Source organism: Microbacterium sp. AZCO (assembly GCF_039614715.1).
GTDB lineage: Bacteria > Actinomycetota > Actinomycetes > Actinomycetales > Microbacteriaceae > Microbacterium.
The window spans coordinates 975,111-995,608 of sequence record NZ_CP154857.1; the positions used below are offsets into that span (position 1 = coordinate 975,111).

Genomic DNA, 20,498 nt, shown 5'->3' on the forward strand with positions numbered 1-20,498 from the left:
GCTGGGTCGCCGTGACCGAGCCGGCCGATCTCCTCGCCGACGAGCGCGCCGCCGCGCTCGCGCGGCTCGAGACGATCGACGCCGAGATGGCCGAGCTGCGCCTCGACCGCGGGCGGGAGTCGGCCGACGACGAGCACGACCCCGAGGGGGCGACGCTGTCGGGGGAGTGGTCGAAGCTCGCGGGGATCCGCGATGCGACCGCCGCCGAGCTGACCGACATCGACGCCGCCCTGACCCGCATCGCCGAGGGCACCTACGGCGTGTGCGCCGACTGCGGCCGGGCGATCCCGGCGGCGCGGCTCGAAGCCCGGCCGACGGCGACGCGCTGCGTCGACTGCGCCGCGAAGGCGGGCGGCTGATGTCGTTCGGACAGGCCGCGGGGCGCGGCGGGCGTCCCGGATTCGCCGTGGTGCGCGGCGAGGAGCCGTGTCCGTGCGGGAGCGGCCTGCGATTCGACGCGTGCTGCCGGCCGTTGCACGAGGGCGCGGCCGCGACGACGGCGGAGAGCCTGATGCGGTCGCGCTACTCGGCGTTCGTCGTCGGGAACGAGGATCACGTCGCCGGGACGTGGCATCCCGGAACCCGCCCGCCGTCGATCGACCTCGACGCGCGCCTGCGCTGGACCGGGCTCACCATCGTCGCGACGACCGGAGGCGGAGCCGGAGACCGGCGGGGCACCGTCGAGTTCCGCGCGTCGTGGCGCGACGGCGCGGACCGCGGCGTGCTGCACGAGACGAGCCGTTTCGTCTTCCAGTCCGACCGCTGGTGGTACCTCGACGGAGACGTGCGCTAGCGATCCGGTGCCAGGATGGGGCGCATGGCCCCGTCCCGTCCGTCGCCCGCCGTGTCCTCCCCGGACTCCGACGACGCGCAGTCCGAGTCCGTCCTCACCGTGCTCGTGGCGCTCGCGGCCAACGCGCTCATCGCGGTCGCGAAGACCGTCGCCGCGATGCTCACCGGCTCCGCGTCGATGGTCGCGGAGGCCGCGCACTCCTGGGCCGACACGGGCAACGAGGTGCTGCTCTGGATCGCGGGGCGCCGGTCGTCCCGGCCCGCCGATGAGCGGCATCCGCTCGGCTACGGACGCGAAGCGTACGTCTGGTCGCTCTTCGCCGCCTTCGGCCTGTTCGCGATCGGGTCCGTCATCTCCATCACGCACGGCGTGCAGGAGCTCATCACACCCGAGCCCGCCGATCTCTTCATCGTGTCGTACATCGTGCTCGGCATCGCCTTCGTCCTGGAGGGCATCTCGTTCCTGCGGGCACTCCGCCAGGCGCGGCAGCTGGCCCGCACGAGCGAGCACGATCTGCTCGAGTACGTCGTCCGCACCTCCGACCCGACGCTGCGCGCCGTCTTCTTCGAGGATGCCGGCGCCCTCGTCGGACTCGTCATCGCGTTCGTCGGCATCTTCCTGCACCAGATCACGGGGTCGGCCGTGCCCGACGCGATCGGCTCGATCCTCGTCGGGGTGCTGCTGGGCGTCATCGCGATCGGGCTCATCGTGCAGAACCGGCGCTTCCTCATCGGGGTCGCCGTCGACCCGCGCATCCGTTCGGCGGCGCTGCGCGGACTGCTCGAGCATCCGCAGATCACGGCCGTCACCTACCTGCACATCGAGTACGTCGGGCCGGGCCGCGTCGTCATCGTCGCCGCCATCGACCTCGCCGGCGACGAGCTCGAGCACACCGTCGCCCGGCGCCTCAACGACCTCGAGGACGAGCTCGAGACGCAGCGGCGCGTCGCTCGCGCGATCCTCACCCTCTCGCGCCCCGGCGCGACCCCGCTCACCCCCGACGTCACGGTGTGACAACGCTCCGGTCGGGATGCGGCGTCCAAACCTAGACTGACGGGATGGCGACCCTCGGCGAGGCACTCGCGGCCGGGCCGGTCGTGCTGGACGGCGGCCTCGGCACCCTGCTCGAGGCACGCGGCAACGATCTGTCGTCGTCGCTGTGGTCGGCGCAGCTGCTGCTCGACAAGCCGGCCGAGATCCGCCAGGCGCACGAGGAGTTCTTCGCCGCCGGCGCCCGCATCGCCATCACCGCGTCGTATCAGGTGAGCTACGAGGCGCTCGAGACCGAGGGGCTCGACCCGCGCGCCGTCGACCTCCTCCTCATCCGCAGCGTGCAGCTCGCGCGTGCGGCGCGGCACGGTGCGGGACTCGACGGGCAGGCGTGGGTCGCGGCATCCGTCGGTCCCTACGGGGCGTCCCTCGCCGACGGCAGCGAGTACACGGGCGACTACGGGCTGACGGTCGCCGAGCTGCGCGCCTGGCATCGTCCGCGTCTGCAGGCCCTCGCGGCGGCGGATCCCGACATCCTCGCGATCGAGACGATTCCGTCCCTCGCCGAGGTCGAGGCGATCACCGCGGAGCTGCGCGGCCTCGGCGTGCCCGCGTGGCTGAGCGTCACGGTCCAGGGCGGGCGGCTGCGCTCGGGCGACGACCTGGCCGCCGCCTTCGCCGTCGCGGCGGCCGCGCCCGAGATCGTCGCCGTGGGGGTCAACTGCTGCGATGCCGACGACGTCGCGCCCGCGCTCGCCGTGGCCCGCTCGGTGACCGCCAAGCCCCTCGTCGCCTATCCCAACAGCGGGGAGAGCTGGGATGCCGAGCACCGCGCCTGGTCCGGCATGGGCGAGCCGCTGCACAGCCACGTCGGCGAGTGGCTCGCGGCGGGCGCGCGGCTCGTGGGTGGATGCTGCCGCGTCGGCCCGTCGCAGATCCGCGACGTGGCGACCGCCGTCGCCGCGGAACCCGCACGGGAGCAGACCGAGCCGCTACGCTGACGACACCGCGAGGAAGGGGTGCCGGGTGGGTCTTCGTCAGCAGGTGCTCCGGCGCAAGCCGATCGTCCCGCCCACCGCGACGCCCGGAGGGCTCGCGCGCAAGCTGACGACGTTCCAGCTCACGATGCTCGGCGTCGGCGCGACCGTCGGCACGGGGATCTTCTTCGTCATGCACGAGGCCGTCCCGCTCGCCGGGCCCGCCGTGCTCCTGTCCTTCCTCCTCGCCGGCGTCGCGGCGGGGCTCTCCGCCCTCTGCTACGCCGAGATGGCGTCCGCCGTGCCCGTGTCCGGCTCGACGTACTCGTACGCCTACGCGACGATGGGCGAGATCGTCGCGATGGGCGTCGCCGCCTGTCTCGTGCTCGAGTACGGCGTCTCGACCGCCGCCGTCGCATCGGGATGGAGCGGCTACCTCAACCTGCTGCTGTCCGACGTGATCGGCTGGCGCCTGCCGCCCGAGCTGAGCTCCGCGCCCGCGGAGGGCGGCATCCTGAACCTCCCCGCCGTCGTGCTCGTGGGCCTCTGCGCACTGCTGCTCATCCGCGGCACACGCGAATCGGCGGTCGTCAACGTGGTCATGGTGATCATCAAGCTCGGCGTGCTCGTGATGTTCGGCGCCATCGCCTTCACCGCCTTCAACGCCGACCACTTCGCCGACTTCGCGCCCCACGGGGCCGCGGGCGTCACGGCGGCGGCGGGCACCATCTTCTTCACCTTCATCGGCCTCGACGCCGTCTCGACCGCGGGCGACGAGGTGCGCGATCCGCAGCGCGCGCTGCCCCGCGCGATCCTCAGTGCGCTCGCCGTCGTCGTCGCCGTCTACCTCTTCGTCGCGGTCGCGGCGCTCGGCACGCAGCCCTGGCAGGACTTCTCCGACCCCGCGCAGCAGGAGGCCGGGCTCGCCGTCATCCTGCAGGACGTCGTCGGGGCGACCTGGCCGGGCACGGTGCTCGCGGCGGGTGCCGTCATCTCGATCTTCTCGGTGACGCTCGTGACCCTCTTCGGCCAGACGCGCATCCTCTTCACGATCGGGCGCGACGGCCTGCTGCCGAAGGCGTTCGCCCGCGTCAACCCGCGCACGCACACGCCGGAGTTCGCCACCGTCGTCGTCGCGATCGTCGTCGCGGCGCTGGCCGGGTTCGTGCCGCTCTCGAACCTGTGGGACCTCGTGTCGGTCGGAACGCTCGTGGCCTTCATCGTCGTCTCCATCGGCGTCATCGTGCTGCGCCGGACGCGCCCCGATCTGCCGCGCGGCTTCCGCGTGCCGCTGTACCCCGTCGTGCCGATCCTCTCGGTGCTCACCTGCCTGTACGTCATGTCGGGCCTCCCGCCGACGACGTTCCTCTGGTTCCTCGTGTGGCTCGCCGTCGTGCTCGGCTTCTACCTGCTGTGGGGCCGCCACCACGCGACGCTCGCCGATCCTGTCGCCGAGGCCCGCGAGGAGGCGGGGGAGTAGGCCCCGAGGGAATCAGCGCGACCCCCGGGGCGTTCTTCGAGACATGATCCCCGCATCCGTCGACGTCGTCGTGATCGGCGCGGGACAGGCGGGACTCTCCGCCGCGTACCACCTGCAGCGCCGCGGCTTCGTGCCGGTCGGCCGCGCCGCCGAGGGTGACGAGACGTTCGTCGTCCTCGACGGGAACGATGCGCCCGGCGGGGCCTGGCAGCACCGCTGGGAGTCGCTGCGCATGGCGACGGTGAACGGCATCCACGAGCTGCCCGGGTTCCCGGTGCCGCCCGCCGACCCGCGGGCCGCCAGTCGGGACGTGCTGCCGGAGTACTTCGCGGAGTACGAGGCGAGGTTCGCGCTCGAGGTGCAGCGGCCCGTCTCGGTGCGCGCCGTGCGGCGCGCCGACGACGATCCGGACGGCCGGCTCCTCGTCGAGACCGACAGGGGCGCGTGGGCCGCGCGCGACGTCATCAACGCGACCGGCACGTGGACGCGCCCGTTCTGGCCGCGGTACCCGGGTCAGGAGCGGTTCCGCGGGCGGCAGCTGCACGTCGCCGACTACGTCTCCGCCGACGAGTTCGCGGGCCGGCGGGTCGTGATCGTCGGCGCCGGCATCTCGGCCATCCAGCTCCTCGACGAGATCTCGCACGTCGCCGACACCTTCTGGGTGACGCGCCGTGAACCGGAATGGGTCGAGGAGGACTTCGACGTCCCCGCGCGCGTCGCCGCGATCGCGGGGGTGGAGGCGCGCGTGCGCGAAGGCCTCCCGCCCGGGAGCGTCATCTCCGTGACGGGCATGCACTGGACGCCGTGGGCGCGGGCGGCCGAGGCGCGGGGCGTGCTGGTGCGGCATCCGATGTTCGCTGCGATCGAGGAGGATGGCGTGCGGATGCCGGACGGCTCGTTCGAGCCCGCCGACGTCATCCTGTGGGCGACGGGATTCCGCGCGGCGATCGACCACCTCGCACCCCTGCGGCTGCGCACGCCGCAGGGCGGCATCCGCGTCGCGAACGGCCGTGCCCTCGACGAGCCGCGGCTCTTCCTGATCGGCTACGGGCCGTCGCAGTCGACGGTCGGCGCGAACCGCGCGGGGCGCGACGCCGTGCGGGCGATCGTCGCAGACCGCGCGGAACGGGCGGCGGCCTGAGGGTTCGGCCTCACGCCGCGCGCACGGCGCTCGCGACCTCCGCCGGTGAGCCGCGCCACGGGGCGCCGTGTCCCGGGAGCACCCACGACGCCGTCAGCGCGCTGAGGTGGTCGAGGGATGCCGAGGCCTCGGCCGGCTCGTCGGTGAAGGGTGCCGGCTGCAGGCCCTGCCGACCCGTCAGCACGTTGCGCGTCGTGAGGGCGTCGCCGACGAAGACGGCGTCCGCGATCGGCACGTGGACGGCGATGCTGCCGGGTGAGTGCCCCGGCATCCCGACGATCACGGGTGAACCCGGCAGGTCGAGCACGTCGCCGTCGTGCACCTCGACGACCTCCTCGACGTGCGCCGTGCGGACGGCGTTCTTGCGCAGGGCATAGGCGAAGAAGCCCAGGGTCGGTCCGATCCTCATCGGACCCATCCGCGTCTTCGGCGCCTCGCCCGTCCGCGCGCGGTGCGCGTCGGCGGCGTGCACGTAGACCGGCACGCCGTGCTCACGGCGCAGTCGTTCGGCGAACCCGATGTGGTCGCTGTCGCCGTGCGTGAGGATGAGGCCGCGGATGTCCGCGCGGGTCTTGCCGATCGCGGCGAGCTCGCGCTCCAGGTCGTGCCAATGGCCGGGCAGTCCCGCGTCGATGAGCGTGATCCCCTCGTCGGTGTCGATCAGGTACGACGCGACGATGTCGTTGCCGAGGCGGTGCAGGTGCGGTGCGAGCTTCATGGGATCACTCCTTGTGTGCTGGTGATGGCTACGATAGGTAGCTATGATGGCTACTGTCAATAGCCATGGAGGTCGGATGCCCACGCCGGATCGCACATCGCTCGCCGAGATCGTCGGCGCGGGTCAGGAGCTGCTCGAAGACGGCGGACCGGCCCGCCTCACGATGCAGAGCGTCGCCGAGCGCGTCGGGGTGCGCGCGCCGTCGCTGTACAAGCGCGTGCGGGACCGCGACGCACTCCTGGCCGCCGTCGTGGCGGCGACCCTCGACGAGCTGACCCGACGGCTCGCGGCATCGGACGGGTCTCTCGAGGGCCTTGCGCGGGCCTACCGCGCCTTCGCGCGGGAGCGGCCGGAAGGGTTCCGCCTGCTCTTCTCCTCGACACCGCCGCAGGACGCCCTCGACCGGTCGTCCGCCGCGATCCTCGAGAGCGTGCGCGGGTTCGTCGGCGACGACCGTGCCCTGGAAGCCGCCCGCCTCGTCGTCGCCTGGGCGACCGGGTTCCTGCAGATGGAGCTCGCGGGCGCCTTCCGGCTGGGCGGCGACCTCGACGACGCCTTCGCCTTCGGGCTCGCGACGCTCCGCCGGGGGCTCGAGGCCTCCTGACGTCCCGGCGGCGAGCGCGCCCCCCGCGCGCGATGCTACGCGGCGAGCCTGTCGAGGGTTTCCTGCAGGCGGTCGATCTTGGCCTCGAGAGTGCGGATGTGCCGCACCTGCGCGGCATCCCTCTCCTCATCGTGCACTTCGACGCGCTCGACGATCCACGACGCGATGGTGGCCGTCACGACACCGAGCAGGGCGATGCCGCCGATCATGAGGCCGACCGCGATCGCACGGCCCGCCGCCGACACCGGCGTCACGTCGCCGTAGCCCACGGTCGTCATCGTCACGAACGCCCACCAGATCGCGTCGCCGAATGTCGTGATGGTCGAGTCCGGCACGCCGCGCTCGGCATCCAGTTCGGCGAGTGCCGCGACGAAGACGAGCAGGCTGGCCGCGCCGGCCGCGTACACCGAGATGCGCCCGCGGATGGCCCGGCCGGCGGTGCGCTGCAGCACCGCGAGCAGCGTCACGAGCCGCAGGATGCGCAGCGGCCGCAGCATCGGCAGCACGACGATCGCGAGGTCGAACAGGTGCGTGTAGAACCATCGCCATCGGGTGTGGTGCGGCACGAGCACGAGGTTCGCGACATAGTCGAGCACGAACGCGCCCCACGTGACCCACAGCACGAACTCGGCCACCATGCTCGCCGGGCCCTGGAGGTCGGCGATGACCTCCCACGCGTAGGCGATGAGGAACAGGATCGACGCGATGATGAGCGGCCACTCGGTGAGTTCCCGCCAGCGCTGCTGAGTCATGCGATGACATTAGGGCTCACCGTGCCCGCCGCGTCAGTCGTCGCTGGAGTGCAGGCGCCGACGCGCGGAGAGGAGGGTGATCTCGGGATGGTCCAGCACGAGCCCCTCCGCGCGGTCGAGCACGTGGCGCACATGACCGGGATCACCCGAGACGACGGCCACGGCGATGGCGGTGCGCCGGTGGAGGTCCTGCAGCCCGGTCTCGGCGACCGAGCCCTCGGTGTGCCGTCGGATCTCGGCGATGAGCGGACGGATGACGTGCCGCTTCTCCTTGAGCGAGTGCACGTCGCCCAGGAGGATGTCGAACTCGATCCAGCCCACCCACATGTCTCGATCTTCTCGCGCCTCGGGTCAGATCGGGGCCTGCCGCGCAACCCCTTCGGGTCACCGGGCCGCCGCGAATAGCCTGAACCCCGACCCGGAAGGAATCCCTCATGGCGCGCATCCTCATCTTCGGCGGACACGGCAAGGTCGCCCTTCACCTCGAGCGCATCCTCGCGGAGCGCGGCGACACTGTCACCGGCGTCATCCGCAACCCGGAGCACCAGGAGGACGTGCTGGCCACGGGTGCGCAGTATCTCCTCGCCGACGTCGAGACGTTCGACCTCGACCAGCTCACGAACCTCGTCGCGGGCAACGACGCCGTGGTCTGGTCGGCCGGCGCGGGCGGCGGGAACCCCTCGCGCACCTACGCCGTCGATCGGGACGCGGCGATCAGATCGATGGATGCCGCGTCCGCCGCGGATGTGCGGCGCTACCTCATGGTGTCGTGGCTGGGCTCGCGCCCGGATCACGGCATCCCGGAGAACGATTCGTTCTTCCCCTACGCCGATGCGAAGCTCGCGGCCGACGAGCATCTGCGCGCCACCGAGCTCGACTGGACGATCCTCGCGCCGGGCACTCTCACGCTCGATCCTCCGACGGGCCGTGTCCAGCTCGACCCCGAGGGGCGGGGAGAGGTGACGCGCGCCGACGTCGCCGCCGTGATCGCCGCCGCGCTCGACGATCCCGCCGCGACGATCGGTCGGACGATCCGCTTCGGCAACGGCGACGTCCCGATCGAGGAGGTGCTGCGGGCACGGGCATCCTGAACCGCCCGTAGGCTCGAATCATGCTCGCAACCGTCATCCACGCGCCCCGAGACATCCGCGTCGAGGAAGTCGCCGACCCCGTCCTGTCGACCGGCGCGGACGCCATCGTGCGCGTCGTCGCCGCGTGCGTGTGCGGGTCCGACCTCTGGCCCTACCGCGGGGTCACCGACACGCACGAGCCGCACCGCATCGGGCACGAGTTCGTCGGCGTGGTCGAGGAGGTCGGGCCGGAGGTGCGGCACGTGAAGGCGGGCGACTTCGTCATCGCGCCGTTCTACGTGTGCGACGGCACGTGCGCGAACTGCCGCAACGGCGTGAGCACGTCGTGCCTCACCGGCGGCTGGTGGGGGAGCGACGACCGGTTCGGCGGCTTCGCCGACGGCGGTCAGGGCGAGCGCGTGCGCGTGCCGCTCGCCGACGGCACGCTCGCCGTCGTGCCCGGTCCGGTCGGCGACGACGAGATCCCCGGCCTCCTGACCCTGAGCGACGTCATGGGCACGGGCCACCACGCCGCCGTCTCGGCCGGCGTCGGCCCCGGCGACTCGGTCGCCGTCGTGGGCGACGGCGCGGTCGGACTCTGCGCCATCATCGCCGCCAAGCGGCTTGGCGCGACGACCATCATCGCGATGTCGCGCCACGAGACCCGTCAGGCGCTCGCCCGCGAGTTCGGCGCGACGCACGTCGTCGAGGAGCGTGGCGACGCCGGCGTCGAGCGCGTGCGCGAGCTGACCGGCGGCATCGGGGCCGATCGCGTGCTGGAGTGCGTCGGCACGAAGGAGTCGATGGACCAGGCCCTGCGCTCGACGCGCCCCGGCGGGATGGTCGGCTACGTCGGCGTTCCCAACGGCGGTCCCGAACTGCCCGTCCGTCCGATGTTCAACCGCAACGTCGGCGTCAACGGCGGTGTCGCACCGGTGCGCGGCTACATCGAGGAGCTGCTGCCCGACGTGCGATCGGGCGCGATTCAGCCCGGCCGTGTGTTCGACCTCGAGCTGCCGCTCGCGGAGGCCGCCGAGGCCTACGCCGCGATGGACGAGCGCCGCGCGATCAAGGTGCTCCTGCGGCCCTGACCCGCTACACGGGCGAGTAGGAGCTCAGCGGCGGTCCCGGATCCCGAGAGCCGCCGCACACCGGTCGCAGAGGGCGCCGTGTCAATGAGGCGCGCGGAACGACTCGTGCGATAGAACAGCAGATGTTGCGTTCTGGGGGGAACGTCCTGTTGCCATACCCGAAGGGACCCCCTCGCCCGTGAAGATCGTCAAGCGCGTCCTCATCGCGCTCGCCATCGCCTTCGCCGCCTTCTACCTGATCACTCGTCCGCAGGATGCCGCGGACGCCGTGCAGACCGCCGTCGGAGCGGTCGTGGGTGCGGTCGTCGCCGTCATCGACTTCTTCGTGGCGCTCGCCGGCGGATGAGCCTGTTCGATCCGCGGGTCGAGAAGCACCTCATCGCCGATCTCGGCGAAGTGGTGATCGACGAGGTGCGCAAGCACTGGGCCGCGGTCGTCGGAGCCCTGCTCGAGCTGTTCGCGGGCGTCGTCGTCCTTCTGCTCGCTCTGTTCGTGCCGGCCGCCGCCTGGTGGGTGCCTGTCGTACTCGGCGGCGCCGTCTGCGTGCACGCCCTCTGGCGCATCCTCGAACGGCACACGGATCGGTTCGTCATCACCAACATGCGGGTGTTCCGCGTGCACGGCATCCTGTCGCAGCGGATCGCGACGATGCCGCTCGCGCGCATCCTCGACATCTCGGTGCACAAGCCGATCGTCGGCCGCATCCTGGGCTACGGGCACTTCGTGTTCGAGTCGGCCGCACAGGAGCAGGGCCTCCGGGAGATCCGGTTCGTGGGCGACCCCGATGGACGCGGGCTCACGATCCAGCGGGTGATCCAGCAGGCCGGGCTGCGCGGCTTCGCGGGCGGCCAGCCGCTCGCAGCACCGGCATCCGTCGCCCCGCCTGCGGGGTACCGCGCAGAGCCGGCGCCGTCGTATCCGACCCTCGAGATCCCTCCGCGGCCGCCGCTTCCGGCCGGCACGCCCGGCGACTGGCTCGCCGACGCCGAGCGCCGCGAGCGCGAGGAACTTCGCCGGCGCACCGGTGCGGCGGCATCCTCCGACCCCGATCGCACGCCCACGGCGCCGATCGATCTGCGTCGCTGAGAGTCGCGTCAGGGCTGGCGGGCGCGGAGCGCCGCGGCCGCCTCGCGCGGCGGGCGGCCGAGGACCTTCTCGTGCCAGAGGAGGTCGGACCCGGTCTCCTTGCGCGTCGCGCGCATCGCGTCGGCCGTGTACGTCGAGTGCGGCGCCTGCGTCAGGGCGTCGTAGGAGCGGAAGCGGATGCCGAGGGCCGTGGGAGTCGCACTGATGCGGTCCACGTCCTTCCAGGGCACCGTGACGCGATTGTCGATGCGCAGGCCCTCGTCGTCGGCGCGCAGCAGCGTGCTTCGGCGGAACTGCCCGACGAGCGAGAACCCGCCGCCCACGCCGAAGACTCCGAAGGCCGCCGCGCCGGCGATGATGTTGAGCGGCTCGGTGGGATTCACGAGGTACACGACGACGCCCATCGCGGCGATGACGAAGCACACGACGGCGAGCGCGATGAGGCGCCCGCGAGGGGAGACGATGGTGACGGGCGGCGCGGAAGTGCTCACGAGGCAGAGCCTACGTCGCCTTCAGCGGGGCGGATTCACGCGGATTTTCAAAGTCTCAGGAACATCGCAGGCGCCCGGCGCGTTCTGATACCCTGGAGTGTCACTCGTGTGGCCATCTCGCCACGCCCGGACGCCCCGCGTCCATGTGACATCGCACGACCACAATCCGCTTCGCTTCGGTTCGTGGCATCCGTTCGCCCTCGTGCGGCCGGAGCCGGAACCGGGCCCGACATCCCAACCCAACAAGGACAACCCACTACATGACTATCGCAACGACCGCCCCGGCCACCAAGCAGGTCGCCATCAACGACATCGGATCTGCTGAGGACTTCCTGGCCGCGGTCGAGAAGACCATCAAGTCCTTCAACGACGGAGACCTCATCGAAGGCACCGTCGTGAAGGTCGACCGCGACGAGGTCCTCCTCGACGTCGGCTTCAAGACCGAGGGCGTCATCCCCTCGCGTGAGCTCTCCATCAAGCACGACGTCGACCCCAACGAGGTCGTCAAGGTCGGCGACGAGGTCGAGGCGCTGGTTCTCCAGAAGGAGGACAAGGAAGGCCGCCTTATCCTGTCGAAGAAGCGTGCGCAGTACGAGCGCGCGTGGGGCGACGTGGAGAAGATCAAGGAGAACGACGGCGTCGTGACCGGTTCGGTCATCGAGGTCGTCAAGGGCGGCCTCATCGTCGACATCGGCCTCCGCGGCTTCCTCCCGGCTTCGCTCATCGAGCTGCGTCGCGTCCGCGACCTCACGCCGTACCTCGGCCAGGAGATCGAGGCGAAGATCCTCGAGCTCGACAAGAACCGCAACAACGTCGTCCTCTCGCGCCGCGCCCTGCTCGAGCAGACGCAGTCCGAGTCGCGCACCACGTTCCTCAACAACCTGCACAAGGGCCAGGTCCGCAAGGGCACGGTCTCGTCGATCGTCAACTTCGGCGCGTTCGTCGACCTCGGCGGCGTCGACGGTCTCGTGCACGTCTCCGAGCTCTCGTGGAAGCACATCGAGCACGCGTCCGAGGTCGTCGAGGTGGGCCAGGAGGTCACCGTCGAGATCCTCGAGGTCGACCTCGACCGCGAGCGCGTCTCGCTGTCGCTCAAGGCGACGCAGGAGGACCCGTGGCAGGTCTTCGCCCGCACGCACGCGATCGGCCAGATCGCTCCGGGCAAGGTCACCAAGCTCGTTCCGTTCGGTGCGTTCGTCCGCGTCGCCGACGGCATCGAGGGCCTCGTGCACATCTCGGAGCTGTCGGGCAAGCACGTCGAGCTCGCCGAGCAGGTCGTCTCGGTCGGCGAAGAGGTCTTCGTGAAGATCATCGACATCGACCTCGAGCGTCGCCGCATCTCGCTCTCGCTCAAGCAGGCGAACGAGTCGGTCGACCCGCACGGCACCGAGTTCGACCCGGCCCTCTACGGCATGGTCACCGAGTACGACGAGCTCGGGGAGTACAAGTACCCCGAGGGCTTCGACCCGGAGACGAACGCCTGGCTCGAGGGCTTCGACGAGCAGCGCGAGAAGTGGGAGCAGGAGTACGCGGCTGCCCAGGCTCGCTGGGAGGCCCACAAGGCTGCCGTCGCCAAGGCCGCCGAGGCCGAGGCTGCGAACCCCATCGCCGACACCCCGTCGTCGTTCTCGTCCGACAGCGGCCCCTCGGGCACGCTCGCGGACGACGAGGCTCTCGCCGCTCTGCGCGAGAAGCTCTCGGGTCGCTGATCCAGCACTGATCCTCAGGGTCACGAAGGGCCGTCACCTCCGGGTGGCGGCCCTTCGCCGTTCTCACGTCCAGCTCCCAGGGTGCGCCTCGCCGCCCGGGCGTACCCTTTTCCCATGGGTACCCGGCAGACGCCCTGGTCTCCCGTGCGGCGGGTCTCGGTCGCCGGCGCGGCGGTGCTGGTCGCGGTCGTGGCCGCCGCTGTCGTCATCCCGACGATGGCCGAGGCGCGCGTCGATCTTCCCGACAAGACGCCGGCCGAGCTGTTGCAGTTCGCCGCCGCCGGCGACGTGACCGCGATGACGGGCACGATCGAGCAGTCGTCGGATCTCGGCTTGCCCGACCTCTCCGCGATCGCGGGTGGCTCGTCCTCCGCGAAGGATTCGACGGCCGGTCTGTCCGACGCGCTCGACCTGCTGACGGGCTCGCACACCGCCAAGGTGTATCTCGACGGCGACAAGGCGCGGCTGCAGGTGCTCGACCGCCTGGCCGAGCGCGATGTGTACGTCGATCACGCGGCGAAGCAGGGGTGGTTCGTCGACTCCGAGACCAAGACCGCGACGCGCTACACCGTGAGCGGCGATCCGTCCTCGTCGGCGCCCGAGCCTCGCGCGACCGTCGAGACTCCGCAGCAGCTGCTCGACGACGCCCTCGCGAAGCTCGACGACTCCACCGACATCTCGGTCGGCACCGATGGGCGCGTCGCGGGACGGGACGCGTACGAGCTCGTCCTCGCGCCCAAGGATGCGCAGAGCCTCATCGGCGAGGTGCGCTTCGCGATCGACGGCGAGACCGGCGCCGCCCTCTCGGCATCCATCACCGCGCGCGGTGCGGATCAGCCGGCGTTCGACGTCGCATTCACGCAGGTCGCGTTCTCGGCGCCCGACGCCGCGACCCTCACGTACAGGCCCGCCCCGGGATTCACCGTCGAGGAGAAGACCCTCACCGTCTCCGAGCACGAGGCCCAGGGCTCGGCGCCACCCGCCGCGCAGCGACCCGTCGTGCACGGAGAGGGCTGGACGGCGGTCGTCGAGCTCCCGCCCGCCGACAGCGCGCCGACGGGCGAGAGCGCCGCGATGCTCGACACGCTCACCCGCCCCGTGTCGGGCGGACGCGTGCTGGAGACGGCGCTCGTCACGGTGTTCTTCGCCGACGACGGGCGCGTCTTCGCCGGCGCCGTCGGACCCGACAGCCTCGCGCAGGTCGCGGCCGGCGGCTGAACCCGGTGACCGACCTCGCGATCCAGACCTCGGATCTGACCAAGCGCTTCGGTGCGCAGACCGCGGTCGACGCCGTCGCGCTCGATGTGCCGCACGGCGCCGTCTTCGGATTCCTCGGGCCGAACGGGTCGGGCAAGACCACGACGATCCGGATGCTCCTGGGCCTCGTCCGACCGACAGCCGGCGAGGCCCGCGTCCTGGGGCGGAGCGTCCCCGATGCGCTGCAGGTCGTGCTCCCGCGCGTCGGTGCGCTCGTCGAGGGACCGGCGTTCGCACCGTTCCTCACGGGTCGGCAGAACCTGCGCCGATTCGACGCGGCGGCCCGGCACACGGCCTCCGGCACCCGCCGTCGACGCGTGGACGAGGCGCTCGAGCGCGTGGGCCTCACCACCGCGGCCGACAAGAGGGTGCACGCCTACTCGCTGGGCATGAAGCAGCGGCTCGGCATCGCGAACGCGCTCCTCATGCCCCGGGAGCTGCTCGTGCTGGACGAGCCGACGAACGGACTCGACCCTCAGGGCACGCGTGAGGTGCGCAGCCTCATCCGCGCCCTCGCCGCCGAGGGATCGACCGTCTTCGTCTCCAGCCACCTCCTCGCGGAGGTCGAGCAGGTGTGCACGCACGTCGGGGTCATGAGTGCGGGCCGGCTCGTCGCGTCCGGCACCCTCGACGAGCTGCGGCGCGGCGACGGCAGGGGGTGCGTGCAGGTGCAGACCCCCGACGTCGCGCGTGCCCGTGAGGTCCTCGAGAGGGCGGGGATCAGGACGATGGATGCCGCACCCTCCACGCTCACCGGCGCGCTCGTCCCCGACGGGCCCGAGCCCGAGGAGATCGTCGCGGCGCTCGTGCGGGCCGAGGTGCGCGTGCGCGGGTTCGCCGTCGAGCGTGCGAGCCTCGAGGACCGGTTCGTCGAGCTGACCGGGCAGGGCTTCGATGTCGTCGCGTGAGGTCGCAGAGCCGGCGACGGCCGACGCGGATCCGGTGCGCGAGGCGCGGGGGAGCGGCATCCCGGGCCTTCTCGCCAGTGAGCTCGCGACGCTCTTCCGACGCGTGCGCACGTGGGCGATGCTCGGCGCGCTGGCGCTCATCCCCGTTCTGCTGGGCGTCGCCGTGCGGATCGCGGGAGGGACGCGTGCAGGCCACGGTCCGCCGTTCCTCGATCAGATCACGGACAACGGCGTCTTCGTCGGCCTCGCGGCGCTGACGGTCGCCATCCCGCTGTTCCTCCCCCTCACGGTCAGTGTCGTCGCGGGCGACGCGATCGCCGGCGAGGCGAGCCTCGGAACCCTCCGGTACCTCCTCGTCGCGCCGTCGGGCCGGGTCGCGCTGCTCGTCGTCAAGTACGTGGTGGTGGCGGTCTTCTGCATCGTCGCGACCTTCGTGGTGGTCGCCGTCGGCGTCGTGGTCGGCTCGATCCTCTTCGGCGCGGGGCCGCTGACGCTCCTGAGCGGGACGCAGGTGAGTCTCGCCGAGGGACTCGCCCGATCGCTCGCCATCGTCGCGTACGTGTCGGTGTCGATGGTGGGTCTCGCCGCGATCGGGCTCTTCCTGTCGACCGTCACGACCGTGCCCGTCGGGGCCATGGCGGCGACCGCGATCCTTGCGGTCGCCGCGCAGATCGTGGGGCAGATCCCGCAGCTGTCGGCTCTGCATCCGTACCTCTTCACGGATCGGTGGCTCGACTTCGGAGACCTGCTGCGCTCGCCCATCTCCTGGGACTCCTTCGTCGAGAACGCGCTGCTGCAGGCGGTCTGGATCGTCGTCGCGGGAGCCCTCGCGATCTGGCGGTTCACGACCCGTGACGTGCTGACGTAGCCCCGCGGCGGGATGTCGGGGCCCGCTCGTACAGTCTCCCTGTGTCTTTCGATCGTGATCACTGCCTCGTGGCGGATGGATGCCGCGGCCCGGTGCCGCCCGATGCTCCGCTGCCGCTGTGCGAGAGGCATCTCGCGGTGGCGGCCGACTGGGCCGCATCGGCGTTCGGACTGACCGACACGCTGCCCGCGCCGTGCCGGCTCTGCGGGTCGAGGCTCGGCATCCAGTACCCCTCCGGGTGGCTCTGCGCCACCTGCGAGTGGCGCTTCGGCGAGGTCGTCGACGGCGAGCTGCCTCCTCCCCGCGTCGACGTCGTCTACTACCTCGCCTATGCCGACCGTGTGAAGATCGGGACGACGGCCAACCCCCGCCGGCGGTTCACCGCCATCTGGCACGACGACCTGCTCGCGCTCGAGCGGGGCGACCGCCGGCTCGAGCGACATCGGCACGAGCAGTTCGCCGCCGACCGGTTCGGCACGAGCGAGTGGTTCGCCCGGTCGCCCGCCCTCGACGCGCACATCGAGGCGGTGCGCGGAGGAGGGGAGCCATGGGACGCCTACGCGCGCTGGGTGAGCGAAGCGGTGGCCCTGCAGAGCTGACGACCCGGTGGGCGGCGTGCCGACGCATCCACAGCGCGTTCGAAGCCACGCGATATAGCGTGAGGAGTCCCCATCGATCACGGAGGACACTCATGGGATTCCTGGACCGTCTGTTCGGCAGCAGCAACACCGGCCGTCAGGTTCCGCCCGTTCCGCAGTACCCCTATGGCGCGGCGCCGCAGCCCGGCCAGCCCGCGTACGGTCAGGCGGGACAGCCCGCGTACGGCCAGCCGGGGCAGCCCGCGTACGGCCAGCCCGCGTACACCCAGGGGATGCAGCCGCCGAAGAGCGAGGACGAGCTCGCGATCGAGCGCTACCGCTATCTGCTGCGGACGGCGCCGCCCCAGACGATCGAGCAGGTGCACGCCGAAGCGTTCGCGAAGCTCTCGCCGAACCAGCGTCAGCAGGTGCTCGCCGAGCTCAAGGCGGGCCTCCCGCCCTACGAGCAGCCGCAGGGGAGCGACCCTCAGAGCCTCGCGCGCGCCGCCACGCGCGCCGAGTACCGCAACCCCGGCTTCATGGAGCGCACGCTCGGCCGCGGCCCGTCCGGCTTCGGGTCGGCGATGGGCGGCTCGCTGTTCGGCACGATCACCGGATTCGTGATCGGCTCGGCGCTCGTGAGCTCGTTCATGGCGCCGGGCTTCGCCTACGACGCCGGCTACCAGGACGGCGCGACGGATGCCTCCGGAGCCGATGGCGGCACGGATGCAGGCGCTGGTGCGGGCGCGGGCGCGGACGCCTCGGCGTGGGGCGACTCCGGCTCGGGCTGGGGAGGCGACGGCGGCGGATTCGGCGACTTCGGCGGGGGAGACTTCGGCGGGGGCGACTTCGGGTTCTGACGCCCCGCGCGCGGGGCGTGGAACGTGGCATCCTCGTTCCATGCCCCTCATCGCGCTCACGGGCGGGATCGCCTCGGGAAAGTCCACGATCGCCGGTCGACTCGCCGAACGCGGAGCGGTCGTCGTCGACGCCGACGCGATCGTGCGCGACGTCCAGCAGCCCGGGTCGCCGGTGCTCGCCGACATCGCGGCGGAGTTCGGTCCGCACATGATCCGCTCCGACGGCTCGCTCGACCGCGCGAGGCTCGGCTCCCGCGTCTTCGGCGACGACGACGCCGTGAAGCGCCTCAACGCGATCGTGCACCCCGCCGTGCGACTCGAGTCGGCCCGCCGGTTCGCCGAGGCGTTCGCCGCCGACCCCGACGCCGTCGTCGTCTACGACGTGCCGCTGCTCGTCGAAGCGCGCGTCGACGACCCATGGCAGCTGATCGTCGTCGCGCACGCTCCCGCCGAGGTGCGCACGTGCCGGCTGGTCGAGCTGCGCGACATGAGCGAGGCGGATGCCGCGGCCCGCATCGCTTCGCAGGTCTCGGACGATGCGCGCCTCGCCGTCGCCGACGTCGTGATCGACACGACAGGCTCGCTCGAGGACACGCTCCGCCAGACCGACGACCTCTGGGATCGACTGCCCGAGCACCTCGCCGCGCGCTCCGCCCGCTGACCCCCGGGGCCGCAGGATCGAAACGGTCGGGCATCCGCCCCTCGCGAACGCCGGCCCCGGTGTCGGAGGCCCCGCCTACCCTGGATGAGTGCAGACCACCCGATCCGTGAGGCCCTTCGAGGTCATCAGCGAATACGCGCCGAGCGGCGACCAGCCGCAGGCGATCGCAGAGCTCGCGGCCCGCATCAACGCGGGTGAGACCGACGTCGTGCTGCTCGGCGCCACCGGCACCGGCAAGTCCGCGACGACGGCCTGGCTCGTCGAAGCCGTCCAGCGGCCGACGCTCGTGCTCGCGCACAACAAGACCCTCGCGGCGCAGCTCGCGAACGAGTTCCGCGAGCTCATGCCCAACAACGCCGTCGAGTACTTCGTCAGCTATTACGACTACTACCAGCCCGAGGCCTACGTCCCGCAGACCGATACGTTCATCGAGAAGGACTCCTCGATCAACGCCGAGGTCGAGCGCCTCCGCCACTCGACGACGAACTCCCTCCTGAGCCGGCGCGACGTCATCGTCGTGAGCACCGTCTCCTGCATCTACGGCCTGGGCTCGCCCGAGGAGTACCTCCGGGCGATGGTCGCGCTGCAGGTGGGGGAGCGGTACGACCGCGACGCGCTCATCCGCAAGTTCATCGCGATGCAGTACAACCGCAACGACGTCGACTTCTCGCGCGGCAACTTCCGCGTCCGCGGCGACACGATCGAGATCATCCCGGTGTACGAGGAGTACGCGATCCGCGTCGAGATGTTCGGCGACGAGATCGAGGGGCTGTACATGCTGCATCCGCTCACGGGCGATGTCGTGCAGCGCCTCGAGGCGGTGCCGATCTTCCCGGCGACGCACTACGCGGCCGGCACCGAGACGGTGCAGCGCGCGATCGGCACGATCGAGCACGAGCTCGAAGAGCGGCTCAAAGAGCTCGAGAGCCAGAACAAGCTCCTCGAGGCCCAGCGACTCCGCATGCGCACGACCTTCGACCTCGAGATGCTGCAGCAGCTCGGCTTCTGCTCGGGCATCGAGAACTACTCGCGCCACCTCGACGGCCGCATGCCCGGCGAGCCCCCGCACACTCTGCTCGACTTCTTCCCCGACGACTTCCTCATGGTCATCGACGAGTCGCACGTGACGGTCCCGCAGATCGGCGCCATGTACGAAGGGGATGCCTCGCGCAAGCGCACGCTCGTGGAACACGGCTTCCGCCTCCCCAGTGCGCTCGACAACCGTCCGCTCCGCTGGGACGAGTTCAAGGAGCGCATCGGCCAGACCGTCTACCTCTCCGCGACGCCCGGCCGCTACGAGATGGGCATCGCCGACGGTGTCGTGGAGCAGATCATCCGCCCGACGGGTCTCATCGATCCGCAGATCGTGGTCAAGCCGTCGAAGGGTCAGATCGACGATCTGCTCGAGGAGATCCGCATCCGCGCCGAGCGCGACGAGCGCGTTCTCGTCACGACGCTCACGAAGAAGATGGCCGAAGAGCTCACCGACTTCCTCGGTGAGCACGGCGTCCGCGTGCGCTACCTGCACTCCGACGTCGACACGCTCCGCCGCGTCGAACTGCTCACCGAGTTGCGGGCCGGCGTTTACGACGTGCTCGTCGGCATCAACCTCCTCCGCGAGGGCCTCGACCTCCCCGAGGTCTCGCTCGTGTCGATTCTGGACGCCGACAAGGAGGGCTTCCTCCGTTCGGGCACGTCGCTCATCCAGACGATCGGTCGAGCGGCACGAAACGTGTCGGGCGAAGTGCACATGTACGCCGACACCATCACCGACTCGATGCACAACGCGATCGAGGAGACCAACCGGCGCCGCGACAAGCAGATCGCCTACAACCTCGAGAACGGCATCGATCCGCAGCCCCTCCGCAAGCGCATCGCCGACATCACCGAAGTGCTCGCGCGAGAGGCATCCGACACCGATCGGATGCTGCGCGGCAAGGCCGCTGCGAAGACGAAGTCGGGCAAGGGAAAGTCGCCGACGCCTCAGCTCCGGCGGGAGGGCATCGCGGCCGAGGGTGCCGAGCAGCTCGAGGCGACGATCGCCGACCTGTCCGACCAGATGCTCGCAGCCGCGGGGGAGCTGAAGTTCGAGCTCGCCGCGCGGCTTCGCGACGAGGTGCAGGACCTCAAGCGGGAGCTGCGCGCGATGGAGCGGGCCGGGCACGCCTGACACTCGACCGGGATCAGGGGCAGTGCATGAGCGGCTTGGGGCCGCTGCGGTCGAAGGTGTGCTGAGTCATCGGGTGCCCGCAGAGCGGGCAGGCGCGCTCGGCACGCTCCTCGACCGAGGGTGGAGGGGTGGTCTCGTACGGTCCGACTGCAGCCGGTCCGGCCAGGCGAATCAGCCGGGAATTGAACCACGCGTACCAGCCGCCGGCCTCGGCCACGCGCTCGCGGAGTGGCGGCCGCGGCTCGGAGGCATCCTTTTGCGTCATGACTATTAGTGTACTAACTAATTGCTACG

General features: G+C 71.3%; 24 protein-coding genes. 19 read left to right on the forward strand and 5 right to left on the reverse strand.

Features of this window, described 5'->3' with window-relative positions; all coding sequences use genetic code 11:
• Window positions 1-11 precede the first annotated feature (11 nt).
• Genes AAIB33_RS04535 through AAIB33_RS04560 form a run of 6 tightly spaced genes read left to right on the forward strand, consistent with a single transcriptional unit; the run spans window position 12 to window position 5,381 of the window.
• A complete protein-coding gene (locus AAIB33_RS04535; RefSeq protein ID WP_345802369.1) occupies window positions 12-359 on the forward strand; it encodes a TraR/DksA C4-type zinc finger protein in 348 nt (115 codons plus the stop codon).
• The gene (locus AAIB33_RS04540) at window positions 359-793 is read left to right on the forward strand and encodes a YchJ family metal-binding protein (RefSeq protein WP_345802370.1); all 435 of its coding nucleotides are present in this window, start codon (window positions 359-361) and stop codon (window positions 791-793) included. Before AAIB33_RS04535 ends, AAIB33_RS04540 begins: the two co-directional genes overlap by 1 nt.
• Before the next feature lie 24 nt (window positions 794-817).
• Complete coding sequence (locus AAIB33_RS04545) at window positions 818-1,807, forward strand: cation diffusion facilitator family transporter (RefSeq protein WP_345802371.1); 990 nt, start codon at window positions 818-820, stop codon at window positions 1,805-1,807.
• A 44-nt stretch (window positions 1,808-1,851) separates the two neighbouring features.
• Window positions 1,852-2,784, forward strand: a complete 933-nt coding sequence (mmuM, locus tag AAIB33_RS04550) for a homocysteine S-methyltransferase (protein WP_345802372.1) — start codon at window positions 1,852-1,854, stop codon at window positions 2,782-2,784.
• 25 nt (window positions 2,785-2,809) lie between these two features.
• A complete protein-coding gene (locus AAIB33_RS04555) occupies window positions 2,810-4,240 on the forward strand; it encodes an amino acid permease (protein ID WP_345802373.1) in 1,431 nt (476 codons plus the stop codon).
• A gap of 43 nt (window positions 4,241-4,283) precedes the next feature.
• Entirely contained in the window at window positions 4,284-5,381 is a 1,098-nt protein-coding gene (locus AAIB33_RS04560; RefSeq protein WP_345802374.1) for an NAD(P)-binding domain-containing protein, read from the forward strand.
• Between the two features lie 10 nt (window positions 5,382-5,391).
• Here the strand turns inward: AAIB33_RS04560 and AAIB33_RS04565 are convergent, their stop codons facing one another.
• On the reverse strand, window positions 5,392-6,099 hold the full coding sequence (locus AAIB33_RS04565) for an MBL fold metallo-hydrolase (protein ID WP_345802375.1): 708 nt from the start codon (window positions 6,097-6,099) through the stop codon (window positions 5,392-5,394).
• A 76-nt stretch (window positions 6,100-6,175) separates the two neighbouring features.
• Between AAIB33_RS04565 and AAIB33_RS04570 the strand changes: the two genes are divergently transcribed.
• Window positions 6,176-6,703, forward strand: a complete 528-nt coding sequence (locus tag AAIB33_RS04570) for a TetR-like C-terminal domain-containing protein (RefSeq protein ID WP_345802376.1) — start codon at window positions 6,176-6,178, stop codon at window positions 6,701-6,703.
• A gap of 35 nt (window positions 6,704-6,738) precedes the next feature.
• Here the strand turns inward: AAIB33_RS04570 and AAIB33_RS04575 are convergent, their stop codons facing one another.
• Window positions 6,739-7,455, reverse strand: a complete 717-nt coding sequence (locus AAIB33_RS04575) for an ion channel (RefSeq protein WP_345802377.1) — start codon at window positions 7,453-7,455, stop codon at window positions 6,739-6,741.
• Window positions 7,456-7,488: 33 nt separating this feature from the next.
• Window positions 7,489-7,782, reverse strand: coding sequence for a DUF503 domain-containing protein (locus tag AAIB33_RS04580; protein ID WP_345802378.1), 294 nt, complete (start codon window positions 7,780-7,782; stop codon window positions 7,489-7,491).
• 107 nt (window positions 7,783-7,889) lie between these two features.
• On the opposite strand from AAIB33_RS04580, the gene AAIB33_RS04585 reads away from it, so the two are divergent.
• The 4 genes from AAIB33_RS04585 (at window position 7,890) to AAIB33_RS04600 (ending at window position 10,702) form a co-directional block, all read left to right on the forward strand.
• Entirely contained in the window at window positions 7,890-8,546 is a 657-nt protein-coding gene (locus tag AAIB33_RS04585) for an SDR family oxidoreductase (protein ID WP_345802379.1), read from the forward strand.
• Between the two features lie 20 nt (window positions 8,547-8,566).
• Window positions 8,567-9,616: a zinc-dependent alcohol dehydrogenase family protein gene (locus tag AAIB33_RS04590; RefSeq protein WP_345802380.1), complete on the forward strand. Its 1,050-nt coding sequence runs from the start codon at window positions 8,567-8,569 to the stop codon at window positions 9,614-9,616.
• A 178-nt stretch (window positions 9,617-9,794) separates the two neighbouring features.
• Window positions 9,795-9,962 (forward strand): hypothetical protein, encoded by a 168-nt coding sequence (locus AAIB33_RS04595; protein WP_345802381.1) that lies wholly within the window; start codon window positions 9,795-9,797, stop codon window positions 9,960-9,962.
• Window positions 9,959-10,702 (forward strand): PH domain-containing protein, encoded by a 744-nt coding sequence (locus AAIB33_RS04600; protein ID WP_345802382.1) that lies wholly within the window; start codon window positions 9,959-9,961, stop codon window positions 10,700-10,702. The genes AAIB33_RS04595 and AAIB33_RS04600 overlap by 4 nt, the downstream gene beginning before the upstream one ends.
• A gap of 8 nt (window positions 10,703-10,710) precedes the next feature.
• Here the strand turns inward: AAIB33_RS04600 and AAIB33_RS04605 are convergent, their stop codons facing one another.
• Entirely contained in the window at window positions 10,711-11,193 is a 483-nt protein-coding gene (locus tag AAIB33_RS04605; RefSeq protein WP_345802383.1) for a hypothetical protein, read from the reverse strand.
• Window positions 11,194-11,453: 260 nt separating this feature from the next.
• Here AAIB33_RS04605 and rpsA point away from each other — a divergent pair, with 260 nt between their 5' ends.
• The 8 genes from rpsA (at window position 11,454) to uvrB (ending at window position 20,204) form a co-directional block, all read left to right on the forward strand.
• The gene (gene rpsA / locus AAIB33_RS04610; protein ID WP_345802384.1) at window positions 11,454-12,902 is read left to right on the forward strand and encodes a 30S ribosomal protein S1; all 1,449 of its coding nucleotides are present in this window, start codon (window positions 11,454-11,456) and stop codon (window positions 12,900-12,902) included.
• 114 nt (window positions 12,903-13,016) lie between these two features.
• The gene (locus tag AAIB33_RS04615) at window positions 13,017-14,120 is read left to right on the forward strand and encodes a hypothetical protein (protein WP_345802385.1); all 1,104 of its coding nucleotides are present in this window, start codon (window positions 13,017-13,019) and stop codon (window positions 14,118-14,120) included.
• A gap of 5 nt (window positions 14,121-14,125) precedes the next feature.
• On the forward strand, window positions 14,126-15,067 hold the full coding sequence (locus AAIB33_RS04620; protein ID WP_345802386.1) for an ABC transporter ATP-binding protein: 942 nt from the start codon (window positions 14,126-14,128) through the stop codon (window positions 15,065-15,067).
• A complete protein-coding gene (locus AAIB33_RS04625) occupies window positions 15,054-15,935 on the forward strand; it encodes an ABC transporter permease (protein WP_345802387.1) in 882 nt (293 codons plus the stop codon). Before AAIB33_RS04620 ends, AAIB33_RS04625 begins: the two co-directional genes overlap by 14 nt.
• A gap of 41 nt (window positions 15,936-15,976) precedes the next feature.
• Window positions 15,977-16,534, forward strand: a complete 558-nt coding sequence (locus AAIB33_RS04630) for a GIY-YIG nuclease family protein (protein WP_345802388.1) — start codon at window positions 15,977-15,979, stop codon at window positions 16,532-16,534.
• Between the two features lie 92 nt (window positions 16,535-16,626).
• On the forward strand, window positions 16,627-17,373 hold the full coding sequence (locus tag AAIB33_RS04635) for a hypothetical protein (protein ID WP_345802389.1): 747 nt from the start codon (window positions 16,627-16,629) through the stop codon (window positions 17,371-17,373).
• A gap of 40 nt (window positions 17,374-17,413) precedes the next feature.
• Window positions 17,414-18,034, forward strand: a complete 621-nt coding sequence (coaE, locus tag AAIB33_RS04640; protein ID WP_345802390.1) for a dephospho-CoA kinase — start codon at window positions 17,414-17,416, stop codon at window positions 18,032-18,034.
• An 88-nt stretch (window positions 18,035-18,122) separates the two neighbouring features.
• Window positions 18,123-20,204, forward strand: a complete 2,082-nt coding sequence (gene uvrB, locus AAIB33_RS04645) for an excinuclease ABC subunit UvrB (protein WP_345802391.1) — start codon at window positions 18,123-18,125, stop codon at window positions 20,202-20,204.
• A 13-nt stretch (window positions 20,205-20,217) separates the two neighbouring features.
• Here the strand turns inward: uvrB and AAIB33_RS04650 are convergent, their stop codons facing one another.
• The gene (locus AAIB33_RS04650; RefSeq protein ID WP_345802392.1) at window positions 20,218-20,469 is read right to left on the reverse strand and encodes a hypothetical protein; all 252 of its coding nucleotides are present in this window, start codon (window positions 20,467-20,469) and stop codon (window positions 20,218-20,220) included.
• Window positions 20,470-20,498 lie beyond the last annotated feature (29 nt).

Coding starts and splice junctions, on each gene's coding strand:
- AAIB33_RS04590 (WP_345802380.1), top strand. CDS start 8,567: ATGCTCGCAACCGTCATCCACGCGCCCCGAGACATCCGCGTCGAGGAA.
- AAIB33_RS04540 (WP_345802370.1), top strand. CDS start 359: ATGTCGTTCGGACAGGCCGCGGGGCGCGGCGGGCGTCCCGGATTCGCC.
- AAIB33_RS04545 (WP_345802371.1), top strand. CDS start 818: ATGGCCCCGTCCCGTCCGTCGCCCGCCGTGTCCTCCCCGGACTCCGAC.
- rpsA (WP_345802384.1), top strand. CDS start 11,454: ATGACTATCGCAACGACCGCCCCGGCCACCAAGCAGGTCGCCATCAAC.
- AAIB33_RS04600 (WP_345802382.1), top strand. CDS start 9,959: ATGAGCCTGTTCGATCCGCGGGTCGAGAAGCACCTCATCGCCGATCTC.
- AAIB33_RS04615 (WP_345802385.1), top strand. CDS start 13,017: ATGGGTACCCGGCAGACGCCCTGGTCTCCCGTGCGGCGGGTCTCGGTC.
- AAIB33_RS04565 (WP_345802375.1), bottom strand. CDS start 6,099: ATGAAGCTCGCACCGCACCTGCACCGCCTCGGCAACGACATCGTCGCG.
- AAIB33_RS04570 (WP_345802376.1), top strand. CDS start 6,176: ATGCCCACGCCGGATCGCACATCGCTCGCCGAGATCGTCGGCGCGGGT.
- coaE (WP_345802390.1), top strand. CDS start 17,414: ATGCCCCTCATCGCGCTCACGGGCGGGATCGCCTCGGGAAAGTCCACG.
- AAIB33_RS04575 (WP_345802377.1), bottom strand. CDS start 7,455: ATGACTCAGCAGCGCTGGCGGGAACTCACCGAGTGGCCGCTCATCATC.
- AAIB33_RS04585 (WP_345802379.1), top strand. CDS start 7,890: ATGGCGCGCATCCTCATCTTCGGCGGACACGGCAAGGTCGCCCTTCAC.
- AAIB33_RS04560 (WP_345802374.1), top strand. CDS start 4,284: ATGATCCCCGCATCCGTCGACGTCGTCGTGATCGGCGCGGGACAGGCG.
- AAIB33_RS04625 (WP_345802387.1), top strand. CDS start 15,054: ATGTCGTCGCGTGAGGTCGCAGAGCCGGCGACGGCCGACGCGGATCCG.
- AAIB33_RS04580 (WP_345802378.1), bottom strand. CDS start 7,782: ATGTGGGTGGGCTGGATCGAGTTCGACATCCTCCTGGGCGACGTGCAC.
- mmuM (WP_345802372.1), top strand. CDS start 1,852: ATGGCGACCCTCGGCGAGGCACTCGCGGCCGGGCCGGTCGTGCTGGAC.
- AAIB33_RS04650 (WP_345802392.1), bottom strand. CDS start 20,469: ATGACGCAAAAGGATGCCTCCGAGCCGCGGCCGCCACTCCGCGAGCGC.
- AAIB33_RS04635 (WP_345802389.1), top strand. CDS start 16,627: ATGGGATTCCTGGACCGTCTGTTCGGCAGCAGCAACACCGGCCGTCAG.